Source organism: Arcobacter sp. L (assembly GCF_000284235.1).
GTDB classification, from domain to species: Bacteria; Campylobacterota; Campylobacteria; order Campylobacterales; family Arcobacteraceae; genus Aliarcobacter; species Aliarcobacter defluvii.
Genome location: NC_017192.1, coordinates 649,150 through 661,585 on the forward strand (window position 1 = coordinate 649,150; position 12,436 = coordinate 661,585).

General features: G+C 27.3%; 10 protein-coding genes and 8 tRNA genes. 4 read left to right on the forward strand and 14 right to left on the reverse strand.

The genetic code is table 11. The annotated features are described in order from the left end of the window. Positions 1 to 114: 114 nt before the first annotated feature. From ABLL_RS03265 to ABLL_RS03320, 12 genes are all read right to left on the reverse strand, one after another. A complete protein-coding gene (locus tag ABLL_RS03265; RefSeq protein ID WP_014473359.1) occupies positions 115 to 777 on the reverse strand; it encodes a response regulator transcription factor in 663 nt (220 codons plus the stop codon). Beyond that, on the reverse strand, positions 758 to 2,341 hold the full coding sequence (locus tag ABLL_RS03270) for a cache domain-containing protein (protein ID WP_014473360.1): 1,584 nt from the start codon (positions 2,339 to 2,341) through the stop codon (positions 758 to 760). Before ABLL_RS03270 ends, ABLL_RS03265 begins: the two co-directional genes overlap by 20 nt. A gap of 81 nt (positions 2,342 to 2,422) precedes the next feature. Then, a tRNA-Asp gene (locus tag ABLL_RS03275) sits at positions 2,423 to 2,499 on the reverse strand. A 23-nt stretch (positions 2,500 to 2,522) separates the two neighbouring features. Beyond that, a tRNA-Val gene (locus ABLL_RS03280) sits at positions 2,523 to 2,598 on the reverse strand. 19 nt (positions 2,599 to 2,617) lie between these two features. Next, positions 2,618 to 2,692 (reverse strand) — tRNA-Glu (locus tag ABLL_RS03285). Between the two features lie 22 nt (positions 2,693 to 2,714). After that, positions 2,715 to 2,790: transfer RNA gene (locus ABLL_RS03290), tRNA-Lys, on the reverse strand. Positions 2,791 to 2,809: 19 nt separating this feature from the next. Beyond that, positions 2,810 to 2,886 (reverse strand) — tRNA-Asp (locus ABLL_RS03295). A gap of 49 nt (positions 2,887 to 2,935) precedes the next feature. Beyond that, positions 2,936 to 3,011 (reverse strand) — tRNA-Val (locus tag ABLL_RS03300). Between the two features lie 19 nt (positions 3,012 to 3,030). Then, a tRNA-Glu gene (locus ABLL_RS03305) sits at positions 3,031 to 3,105 on the reverse strand. A gap of 20 nt (positions 3,106 to 3,125) precedes the next feature. Further along, positions 3,126 to 3,201: transfer RNA gene (locus ABLL_RS03310), tRNA-Lys, on the reverse strand. Positions 3,202 to 3,264: 63 nt separating this feature from the next. After that, the gene (locus ABLL_RS03315) at positions 3,265 to 3,771 is read right to left on the reverse strand and encodes a CinA family protein (protein WP_014473361.1); all 507 of its coding nucleotides are present in this window, start codon (positions 3,769 to 3,771) and stop codon (positions 3,265 to 3,267) included. A gap of 122 nt (positions 3,772 to 3,893) precedes the next feature. Further along, the gene (locus ABLL_RS03320; RefSeq protein WP_014473362.1) at positions 3,894 to 5,252 is read right to left on the reverse strand and encodes an FAD-dependent oxidoreductase; all 1,359 of its coding nucleotides are present in this window, start codon (positions 5,250 to 5,252) and stop codon (positions 3,894 to 3,896) included. A gap of 219 nt (positions 5,253 to 5,471) precedes the next feature. On the opposite strand from ABLL_RS03320, the gene ileS reads away from it, so the two are divergent. The 4 genes from ileS (at position 5,472) to ABLL_RS03340 (ending at position 10,466) form a co-directional block, all read left to right on the forward strand. Beyond that, a complete protein-coding gene (ileS, locus tag ABLL_RS03325; RefSeq protein WP_014473363.1) occupies positions 5,472 to 8,201 on the forward strand; it encodes an isoleucine--tRNA ligase in 2,730 nt (909 codons plus the stop codon). 123 nt (positions 8,202 to 8,324) lie between these two features. Further along, a complete protein-coding gene (locus tag ABLL_RS03330; protein ID WP_014473364.1) occupies positions 8,325 to 8,603 on the forward strand; it encodes a NifU family protein in 279 nt (92 codons plus the stop codon). 2 nt (positions 8,604 to 8,605) lie between these two features. Beyond that, positions 8,606 to 9,199, forward strand: a complete 594-nt coding sequence (locus tag ABLL_RS03335) for a hypothetical protein (RefSeq protein ID WP_014473365.1) — start codon at positions 8,606 to 8,608, stop codon at positions 9,197 to 9,199. Beyond that, the gene (locus tag ABLL_RS03340) at positions 9,180 to 10,466 is read left to right on the forward strand and encodes a UDP-N-acetylmuramoyl-L-alanyl-D-glutamate--2,6-diaminopimelate ligase (RefSeq protein WP_014473366.1); all 1,287 of its coding nucleotides are present in this window, start codon (positions 9,180 to 9,182) and stop codon (positions 10,464 to 10,466) included. Before ABLL_RS03335 ends, ABLL_RS03340 begins: the two co-directional genes overlap by 20 nt. 14 nt (positions 10,467 to 10,480) lie before the next feature. Here the strand turns inward: ABLL_RS03340 and ABLL_RS03345 are convergent, their stop codons facing one another. Continuing rightward, entirely contained in the window at positions 10,481 to 11,041 is a 561-nt protein-coding gene (locus ABLL_RS03345; RefSeq protein WP_014473367.1) for a hypothetical protein, read from the reverse strand. 37 nt (positions 11,042 to 11,078) lie between these two features. Continuing rightward, a complete protein-coding gene (locus ABLL_RS14635; RefSeq protein WP_014473368.1) occupies positions 11,079 to 12,431 on the reverse strand; it encodes an ATP-binding protein in 1,353 nt (450 codons plus the stop codon). Positions 12,432 to 12,436 lie beyond the last annotated feature (5 nt).

The window sequence follows — 12,436 nt, forward strand, 5'->3', positions numbered from 1 at the left end:
TATAATAACTGTGAATAGCAAAAAGGTAGCAATTGATATTTTTTTATAAATTTTGTTTAAATAGGAAAAAAAAGCAGTTTAATAAGTGGAATTAAAGCCCTAAATAAGGGCTTTTTATACAGAATAATATCTGTCTATTTTATATCCAAGTCCTCTAATATTTTTTATAAAATCTTCTTTTAATGCTTTTTTTAATCTTGAAATTTCTGCTCTTATTGTTGGATTATCTATATTTTCTCCATCCCAGATATCGATTCTAAATCTTTCAAAGTCAACAATCATATTTATATTAAGTGCAAGTATATGAATAATTTCTAATTGTTTTTTTGTAAGATTTTGTGGTTCACCATTGAAATACAGTGTTTGTTTCTCTTTAGAATAAGAATAATTTTCTGAAAATCTTATGTGAGAAGTGTTATTTTGTTCTTTTTTTAGTATTTGATTTATTTTTATACCTAACTCACCTAAATGAAAAGGTTTTTTTATATATTCTCTACATCCAAGATTATATGCTTTACTTATGTCTTCAATATCAATTAATGCAGAAATAAAGATTGTGGGAATATAAATTTTTTTACTATTTAATTCACTTAAGATTTGAAAACCATCTTTTGTAGGGACATTTATATCTAATACTAATAAATCATAAGAACTATTTATATTATCTAAGACTTCTTGTCCATCTGAAAAACTTTCAACCATATGACCAATATTTCTCAAATATTCACTAATTGCATTATTTAGCATCAATTCATCTTCAAGTAGTAGTATCTTCATTTATTTTAAACCTATAAGTAAATTTTGTCTCTTTTTCCTTTGAATCGAGCCTGATTATAACTAAATTTTTATCACATATATCTTTTACAATTTTTAATCCTAATCCAAAACCACCACGAGCAGAATTCTCTCTATAAAAATCATCAAAGATTTTATTTGTATTCTCTATTTTTTGAGAATTTGTAGCTACTGAAAATTCAATTTCATCATCATTTAAATAGTATAATTTTACAAAAATTGGTGATTTTGCATATGAATATTTAATTGCATTAGAAAGATTATTATCTATAATTCTTTGAAGTTCAGTATTATTAAACTTTATGTATAAATCATCTTCTATGCTATTGATAAAGTATAATGAATTTGATTTAGCAATTTCATCAAAAAAATCCAATCTATTTTTAAGTATAGTTGTAAAATCTAAATATTCTTTTTCATAAATAACTCTATCTTTTTTTACAAGATAGGATAAATCATCATAGATATATTGAATAATTTTCGACCCCGATTCTATGTTTGTAATATACTTGTTATTTGGAATTTTCATTTTTAATAAATCTATGTTTGTTTGTATGATAGATAATGGAGTATTAATTTCATGTACAGAATTTTTAATAAATTGTTTTTGAGACTCAATAAGATTTGTAAGTTCTTTAGTTTTTTCATTTACTTTATATTCAAGGTTCTTATTTAAATCTTCAAGCATATGAGTTCTTAATTTTATATTATTCATTGCATCAGTTGCATAATTAGCAATAACTTTAAATTCACCAAATATGATTCTATTTTGATTTATAGGATTATCATTTTTTTGTGATTCTTTAAAATATTTACCAATTTCTTTTACATCATTTACAATTAATATAGTTGCATTTTTATAAATAAAAATTGAATAAAGTATCAACATTATAGTCAAAGAAGTAATTTGTAGAGTATAGTTTGATATTTTTTCATTATATTCTTCTTCTTTTATATGAACAAGTTTATCAATCTCATCAAGATAAACACCTTTTCCAACAGTCCAATTCCATCTATTATAAGATTTAGCATAGGAAACTTTATTTGTTTCTTTGTTAATTTCAGGCTTAAACCAAACATAATCAACATAACCACCAAAAGGTTTTTTTGAAGTGTTTATTAATTCTTTTATTACTTCTTTCCCATTAGGATCAATAACATTTAAAAAGTTTTTTCCAATATTTTCTTTCGCAACTGAACTTTGTATTACTTTACCATTAAAATCATATATAAAAATATATTCATTACGATTATCCGTGATTCTTAATTTTTCAATTGCTTCAATTACTTCTTTTTGAATAGTTTCAACAGATTTTGTATCTTTATTTTGATTGTAGTAATAATCTATAAAATTAATTATGTAATTGACATGATTTTTTATTAATGCCTTTTGATTATTTGTATAATCAATTTTTAGTGTATGTATTTTTTCTTGTAGTTCTTCATGAGCATTGTCTATAATAATAAATGTAAAAAAAGATATAAGAACAATAATAAATAATATACTATAAACGATCAGATGATAGAGACTTTTTGCTTTTAACATTTATAACAACCTTATAGAAAAGTAAGTTGTATAATATCTAGATTTTTATAATAGGAATCTTTTGAAAAATAATTTCTCAAGTGGCGCGGCTGACGAGACTCGAACTCGCGACCTCCTGCGTGACAGGCAGGCATTCTAACCAACTAAACTACAGCCGCACTTGGAAATATATATTGAGAAGTGGTGGTCGATATAAGACTCGAACTTATGACATCTACCTTGTAAGGGTAGCGCTCTACCAACTGAGCTAATCGACCGTTTGTCGCATATTTGGCTTGGTGACCCCTAGGGGATTCGAACCCCTGTGGCATGGATGAAAACCATGAATCCTAACCGTTAGATGAAGGGGCCAAGATTATACAACAAAAAAAAGTGGTGACCCGTGATGGATTCGAACCATCGGCCCCCTCATTAAAAGTGAGATGCTCTACCAGCTGAGCTAACGGGTCACATAAAAACAATTATAAGTGGCGCGGCTGACGAGACTCGAACTCGCGACCTCCTGCGTGACAGGCAGGCATTCTAACCAACTAAACTACAGCCGCACTTAAAATTAACGTCACAAATGATTAAAATAATCACTTCTATAAAAAATGGTGGTCGATATAAGACTCGAACTTATGACATCTACCTTGTAAGGGTAGCGCTCTACCAACTGAGCTAATCGACCGTTTGTCGCATATTTGTCTTGGTGACCCCTAGGGGATTCGAACCCCTGTGGCATGGATGAAAACCATGAATCCTAACCGTTAGATGAAGGGGCCAAGATTATGCAACAAAAAAATGGTGACCCGTGATGGATTCGAACCATCGGCCCCCTCATTAAAAGTGAGATGCTCTACCGGCTGAGCTAACGGGTCACATATTTGTCCTTTTTTAAGTTGTTCTACTTAAATTGGACTGGAATTATAGTGCAATTCATTTTATTTGTCAAGACTTTTTTTTATAAATTTTGAAATTTCTTTTAAAGATGTTTTTGCAGCTTGAAATTGTACTTCTTCTCTTGAACCAGTAAAATGATGTGTATGAACCATTTTATGGGATTTTGTATCACAAAAACCAATAACAACAGTTCCTGTAGGTTTCGATTCATTTCCACCAGTTGGTCCGGCAATTCCTGAGATAGCAATTGCAAAATCTGCATCAAATTTTTTAATTACACCATCTAACATTTCATTCACAACTTGATGACTTACTGCACCAAACTCTTCCAATGTTTTATATTTTACGTTTAATTCTTGATTTTTTATTTTATTTGAATAACTCACTATACTTCCATCAAAAATATCAGATGAACCAGAAATTCTTGTAATTAGACTTGCTACTAATCCTCCTGTACAAGATTCTGCAGCAGTTATAGTTTTATTATGTGTTCTTAAAAGCTCTTGTAACTTTATCATATCATTTTCATTAAATATATTTTCATACATAACTTTTCCTTGGAATAAAAGTAGTTTATATGTATTGTAATGATTATTGTATTAAATAGGGATAATTGTATGAATAAAAAGAGAGATTAACAGAAGAGAGTCTCTTCTATTAATTAAGTTAATTATTTATCGTCTGTAAAATCTGCTAAGAATTTATCTTCGTAGAAAGTTTTACCTAAGTGTTCACAAACTTTTTTGATATCTCTTTCTGCATTTCCTAAGCAAGAAGTTGCACCAGGAGATGGAGTCATATTAAATATAATACCTTCTAATTCTGTAATTGAAGCTTCTCCAAGCATTAATTTTTTCTCTGCTTTATTTAAAACTTGTGGTCTTACTCCACCAAAACCTTTTGCATATTCAATATCTTCAGTTGATAATGAAGGAACAATTTTTCTAGCATCTTTAACAAAAAGACCTTTATTGATTCCTGGAACTTCAAATAAGAAATTTTTGAAGATATAGTTTCTAATATCTGAATCTTTTAATAAATCCCAGAATATTTTTAAAATATTTCCATCAAAATTCATTGTTTTTAAACATTGGAAGAATGATTTTCCACCTTTGTATCTTTCTAAAACTAATAATGCAAGAGCTGTTGGTCCGAATCTAGTTTTACCTTCACAAAGAATATCTGGATCACCATGAAGAGCTGCAAATGGTAATTTATCGTTTTGTACCATATAAACTTTACCATTTAAGAAATGTCCACTTGTAATATAGAATGAACCAGCCATAGATAAAGAACCCATGTGTTTTCCATAACCCATTTTATGTGCTAAGAATAAAGAGTGCGCACCAGCATCAACAACAACAAAATCTGCTGTATAAACTGTACCATTAATTGTTGTTAATTTAAATTTATTTCCAACTTTTTCAATCTCTTCAACTTCAGAATTGAAGAATACATCTGTTGTTTTTGATGAATCAGCATTTTGACCAGCTTTAACTAATTCTTTAGTCATAGCACCAAAATCAACAGTTGTATATTGATCAGCTGTACCCATTGCAACAATTGGTTCAGGTCTTTCTTTTGTTCTTTCTTTATCAGCCCATACTAATAAAGGTTCTTTTTCTTTTAAAGTTTCTTTATCCCATAATTCTAAGTAAGGGAAAATTTCTTTAAACTTATTATATCTATCAGTTATAAATTGAACTTCTTTTTCACCAACTCCAAGAGCCATTTTTTGGTGTTTAAACATGATTTTATCTTGAAGATCATACATAAGATTGAATTTTTCAATCATTTTTGCAGTTCTTTTTGTAATTTTTGCTTTTTCAAAAGTATAGTTTGTTTCAATATCACCTACGTGAATAGTTTGAGAGTTACTTGTACCTTTTGAGTTTAATGTAGCTAAGTCCTCATATTTTTCTAATAAACACATACTGTTTACATCAGAATATTTTGCTAACTCGAAAAATAGAGCTGCCCCAGAGATTCCTCCACCAACAATTACTACTTCATAGTGTTTTTCATTCATTTATCTTTCCTATGTTTTTTGTGAAATATTTGCAAATTCTATCATATAAATTTTTTATTTAACATAAATGCTACATAAAATTAGTCAATATATAAATAAATTATGGATTTTAGTAACAAAGTATAATTTAATTTTGTACTAAATATAGTTTTAAATTAAATTAGCTATAATCTACGATTTAATGAAAACAATAAATATTTGAAAAATGAAGGTGTTATAATGGATTATAAAGAGAGTTTATTGCTTCCAAAAACAGATTTTCCAATGAGAGGGAATCTCCCTCAAAATGAGCCTGTTAAATATAAGCAATGGGATGACAAAAAAGTTTACGAAAAAATGAAAAAAAATAGAGTGGAGTGTCCATCATTTACACTTCACGATGGACCTCCTTATGCAAATGGGAATATTCATATTGGTCATGCTTTAAATAAAATTCTAAAAGATATTATTAACAAATTTCATTATTTTGAAGGAAAATCAATAAGATACGTTCCAGGTTGGGATTGTCATGGTTTACCAATAGAACAAAAAGTAGAAGAAAAAATTGGTAGTGAAAAGAAAAAAGAGCTTCCAAAATCAAAATTAAGACAATTATGTAGAGACCATGCAACTAAATTTGTTGAAATTCAAAAAGATGAATTCAAAAAATTAGGAGTTATTGCTGATTGGGAAAATCCTTATTTAACAATGGATTTTAAATTTGAAGCAAATATTTATAGAGAGTTATGTGCAATTGCAAAACAAGGTTTATTAGTTCAAAGAAGTAAACCAGTTTATTGGTCTTGGGCTGCTCAAACAGCACTTGCTGAAGCAGAAGTTGAGTATGAAGATAAAACATCTCCTTCAATATTTGTAGCGTTTAAACATGAAAATATTGATGCAAGTATAATTATTTGGACAACAACACCTTGGACACTTCCTGCAAATACTGGAATCTCTTTAAATGGTGAAGAAGAATATGTAAAAACTTCTGATAAATTCATTGTTGCTAAAAAATTACATAATTCTTTAATAGAAAGTGGTGTAATTTCTGGAGAAATTGTTGAAACTATTAATCCAAAAGATTTAGAAAATACATTTGCAATTAATCCATTAAATGGAAGAACTTCTAAAATTGTTTTAGGTGATCATGTTATGATGGATTCAGGAACTGGAGCAGTTCACACAGCACCAGGACATGGAGAAGATGACTATAAAGTTGGTCTTGTTTATAATCTTGATGTTATTATGCCTGTTGATGCATATGGAAAATATGATGAAACAATAGTTAGAGAAAAATTATTTAAGGATACTGATAAATATTTAGGATTAAATGTATTCAAAGCAAATGAGTTAATTTTAGAAGAATTAGGAAGTGCTTTATTAAAAAGAGTAGATATTAGACACTCTTATCCACACTGTTGGAGAACACATACCCCAATTATTTTTAGAGCAACAAAACAATGGTTTATCTCTATTGATGATAAATATGGAAATAAAAATAATACATTAAGAGAAAATGCTTTAGAAGTAGTTGAAAACCTAAAATTCTATCCAGAATGGGGAAGAAATAGGTTAAAAGCAATGCTTGAAGGAAGACCTGATTGGTGTATTTCAAGACAAAGAGATTGGGGAGTTCCAATTGCATTTTTTAGAAATAAAAAAACTGATGAAATCATTTTTGATGAAAAAGTTTTAAATTATACAGCAATGATTTTTGAACAAAAAGGTTGTGATGCTTGGTATGATTTAGAAATTTCTGAACTTTTATATCCAGGAAGTGGATTAAATCCTGATGATTTAGAAAAAACTTTAGATATTTTAGATGTTTGGTTTGATAGTGGTTCAACTCAAAATGCAGTTTTAAGAAGTAGAAATTATGATGCTGGAACTTTCCCTGCTGATATGTATCTTGAAGGAAGTGACCAACATAGAGGTTGGTTCCAATCTTCACTTTTAACTACACTTGCTTCAAGTGAAATTGCTCCTTATAAATCGATTTTAACACATGGATTCACTGTTGATGAAAAAGGTGAAAAAATGTCTAAATCAAAAGGGAATGTTGTAGCTCCTGATAAAGTTATAAAAGAGTACGGAAGTGAAATTTTAAGACTTTGGGTTGCAATGAGTGATTATCAATCTGATTTAAAAATCTCTGATAATATTCTAAAACAAAATGGTGAGTTATATAGAAAAATTAGAAATACAGCAAGATTTTTACTTGCAAATATTAGTGATTTAGAAGAAATAGTTGATGTTTCTAAAATGGGTCCATTAGATAAATGGATATTAAATAAAGCTAAAAAAGTATTTGAAGAAATTGAAGCTGCATTTAGTGTTTATGAATTTTCAAAAGGTTTAAATAAATTAAATAACTTCTTAGTTGTTGATTTATCTGGAATTTATCTTGATGTTTGTAAAGATAGATTGTATTGCGATGATAAAAATGATATTCACAGACTTGCATCACAGAGTGCAATGGCACTAATTGCTAAAAAGTTAATTTCAACTTTAGCTTGTATTTTAACATATACAATGGATGAATTATTAGAGTTTGCTCCAAAATTTATAAAAGAAAATTGTGAAGATATTTTTGATTATAAAAAATTTGACTTGCCACAAGTTGAGTCTTCTATAAATGAAGAAATTTTGATAGAGGCGAAAGAAAAATTCTCTGAAATAAAAGATTCATTAAGTAAAGAAAAGGTTATCAAATCAACTTTAGAGTTGATGATTTATACAAATTGTGAAGAAATTTTAGCTTTAGATGAAGTAGAATCAAGTGATTGGTTCTTAGTAAGTTCTGTAACAAATAATAAACAAAACTCTGATATACTTGGAAGTTTCCAAATTGATGGAAAAGATTTTGAAGTTTACAAAGCAGTTGCACACAAATGTCCAAGATGTTGGAAGTTTACAGCAACAGCTGAAGAAACTCTTTGTAATAGATGTGAAGAAGTTTTAAAATAGGAAAATAATGTTTCAAGAAGAAGTAACACTCTCTTTTATATTTCAAACAATAGCAGTAATTTTAGTAATTACAGCTATTGGAATATATTTTGTAAAGAGAAAAGCAAAAGAGGTAAAAAATAAATGATACCATTTACAGATGAAGATTTACTTACACCTGTAAGTTCAATTATTGAGAATAAAATTGCACCTATGTTAGCAAGAGATGGTGGAGCAATTAAGTTATTAGATATAAAAAATGCAAGAATTTTTGTACAACTACAAGGTTCATGTGTTGGCTGTAGTGCTAGTGGAAGTACATTAAAATTTATTGTAGAAAAAGAATTAAAATCAGCAATACACCCAGATTTAGAAATAGTAAATGTACCATTAGGTATGGAAAATAAATTAGAGGAATTATAATAATGATAAATGAAAGTAGATTATTAGATGAGGCAAATTCACTTTTTGTACAAAAAAGATTTGATGAAGCTTTATTTTTATATTCTCAACTATCATCAAATTTCCCAAAAAATAAAGAGTATCCTATTTATGCCCTTTTTTGTGATGTTGCAAGTGAAGATGTTCAAAAAGCAATGTCATTATATGACTATTTCTCGATAATAAAAGATGAAAATTTAGAAGAAGCAATAAGATATGTAGAAGATGTTATAAATGCCTATGATGGTGATATAGATAAAATGATGGAGATATTAAAAGATTTAAGTACATCAACTGTTGAATCTCTAGATGCAATTAGATATGAAGATTTCAAAAAATTGATTGAATCAAGGGGCTCTTTTCGAATAGCTTTTGAAGATATAATGTTTTCAACAAAAGTTGCAATTGAAAATAGAGATGATTTTTATGATTTTGTAACAAAATTGATTGATAATGATTTTAACAGTACGGCTTATACATATCTTGATGGATTTAATGAATATTTTTCTTATGATAAAGAAATAGAAAAATTATATAAAAAATTGGAAGAGAAAAAACTTGCAACTAATCATAAATAATAGAATTTATACTGATAATTCAAATGAAGTAGATGAAAATTCTGTTTTTGTTGTTTCAAAACAGAATGAAAAATTTAAACAAAGTGCAATTGATAATGGATGCGGTGAGATAATAACTGCAAGTGAATTAAAAAATCACTTAGATATGTCAAGCATCAAAGTTATTGGAATAACTGGAACAAATGGAAAAACAACAACAGCTGCAGCTATTTATTCAATTCTTTTAGATTTAGGTTATAAAGTTGCACTACAAGGTACACGAGGATTTTTCATAAATGACGAAAGAGTTGAAGAATATTCTTTAACAACTCCTGTTCAACTTGGAAATTTTGCACATATTCAAAAAGCAATACAAAATGGTTGTAATTTTTTTGTGATGGAAGTTAGCTCTCATGCAATTGAACAAAAAAGAATTGAAGGTTTAGAGTTTGCTTTAAAAATCCATACAAATATAACAAGAGATCATTTGGATTATCATAAAACAATTGAAGAGTATATAAGAGTTAAAAATTCATTTTTTGAAGATGAATCACCAAAACTAATCAATAAAGATGATGATAAAGTAAGATACAACATAAAAAATGGATTTGCATACTCTTTAGAAAATCCATCAACATATAAAGTTGACGCATACTCTTTTAAAAATGGTATGCATGTAATGTTTAATCATTTTGGAAAACATTACTCTTTTTCATCTTATATGATGGGAATTTTTAATGTTTACAATCTAATGGCTGCAGTTGCAGCTGTTCACATAACTACAAAAAAACCATTAGAAGAGATTTGTGAAGCTCTTGAAGGTTTTGGTGGAGTTAGTGGAAGAATGGAAACAATTAGTGTTAATCCTTTAGTTATAGTTGATTTTGCTCATACTCCTGATGGAATGGATGAAGTTCTAAAAAGTTTTAATGATAAAGATATTATTTGTGTATTTGGAGCAGGTGGAGATAGAGATAAACTTAAACGTCCATTGATGGGAACAGTTGCAGCAAAATATTCAAAAGATATTATTGTAACAAGTGATAATCCAAGATTTGAAGATCCTGATATGATTATTGAAGATATATTAGCTGGAATAAAAAATCATCCAAGTGTTCAAGTTGAAATAAATAGAAAAGAAGCTATTAAAAAAGCAATTGAAATGGCTGATGAGAATAGTGTTGTTTTACTTCTTGGAAAAGGTGATGAATCAACACAAATTATTTATGATAAAAAATTTCCATTTTCTGATAAAGAGGAAGTTTTAAAGATTTTAAATAAAGAGTAAAACTCTTTATTTAATCAAACTGCTCCCATAAGAGCTTTTTTAGTATTTCCTATTAAAGCTAACATCTCATCATAAGTTTTATTAACTTCTTCTTTTTCTAAATTCGCTAACTCATCATAAATTGCAACTAATTTATCTTCATTTGAAAGTTTTTTCAAATCACCTTTTTCAAGTGATACAAAATCTAAAACTTCATTCCATACAGAGTTCTCATATAACATAATAGCATTAAATTTAATACCTTCGTATTCAAAAATACCATTTCCATCTAAATCTATAACATAAAGTACGATGATAGAATCTTTATCAAAGAAACTTTTATATTTTTCAAAGAATGCTTCAAAATAGTTAAATGTTTCTAACTCACAAGCAAAGAATTTAACTTTATCATTTTCACTTATCATGATAACTTGTTTTGCTTGAGCTTTTGGAGGCATGATTTTAGTTTCAGAAAGTTTTTTACCTTCTTCAATAATTAATGCTCCCCTATAAGCATTTAGATTTGAAGAAATAGAACCATTAAAAGATGGTTGCCATTCAAGTTTATATTCTTTTATGTATTCATTTGGTGTCATATGAAATCCTTTTTTTTAGGATTTTTATATGCAATTTTTATTCCATTATAGTTTTTTTTATAGGTAAAATAATTTGAAATAGAGCACCTGTATAATGATTGTTTAAATATTCAAAATTTACTGTTGAGGCTGTAATTGTTCCATTTAGATGTTTACTTACAATTTCTTTTGACATATAAAGCCCAATACCAGTTCCTTGTTTTTCACCTTTTGTTGTAAAGTATGGTTCAAAAATTTTATCTATAATATTTTGTGGTATACCACCTGCATTATCTTTTATTTCAATAATTATTTTATCTTTTTCAAGTTTTGTATTTATAAAAATATATTTATTTGTTTTAATATTATCAAAAGCATCAATTGAATTGTTTATTATATTTATAAAAATTTGTATTAAATCACTTTCATAAGTTTCAAATTCAATTTCGGAATTATGTTGAATTATTTCAATATCTCTATTTTTTAATCTTGAATTTATAAGTTTTAAAGTTTTTTCAAAAACGGTTTTAGTATTTGAAGATATTTTTATAGTATCTTTTTTAAAAAAGTTTTTAAAATCATCAATTGTTTTAGATAAATATTGAGCATTTTCATTTATATTGTCTAATGACTCTTTTTCATACTCTTCATTTGAGATATTTAATTCTTTTTGTAGTTTCATTCCTGTTGAAAGAGTTGAAATAATAGACAAAGGTTGTCTCCATTGATGAGCAATATTTCCTATCATTTCTCCCATAGATGCAAGTTTTGATTGTTGTATAATTAGTTCTTCTTGAGATTTAATTTGATTTTGTTTATTTATTTGGTCAGTGATATCTAACGAAACACCTAACACACCAATAATATTTTGTTTATCATCAACTAAAGGTACTTTAGAGGTATTTAAAAATCTTAAACTTTTATCTTTTGCTGTTACAGTTTCAATATAGTTCAATTTTGCATTTCTTGTAGTAATAACAATCATATCATCATTCATAAAGTTCTCTTTTTCACTAATATGAAAATCAGAATCTTTTTTCCCGAGTAAATCATTTTTAGTATTTAAATTCATTAATTCAAGAAATGCAGTATTACAACCAAGATAAACTCCTTTTTTATCTTTCCAAAATATTATTACAGGAGCATTTTCAATGATTTTTTCTAAAATTTCATTAGTTTTAAGTAGTTGAGATTTTTCATTTTGCAAAGTTTTGAAAAAATTTTTGATTAAGAAATATAGTAAAATTGAAGATAAACTAATAAAAATTAAACCTTTTATAGTTTGTAAAAATTGCGCATTATTTAAATCTTTAAAAAATAGATTAAGTGCTAAATCTGAGAAATAAATCCAAAAAAAACTAAATAAAAAATAAAGCAAAGAAATTTTCAATGCAGATTTATTTTTTGACATAACGA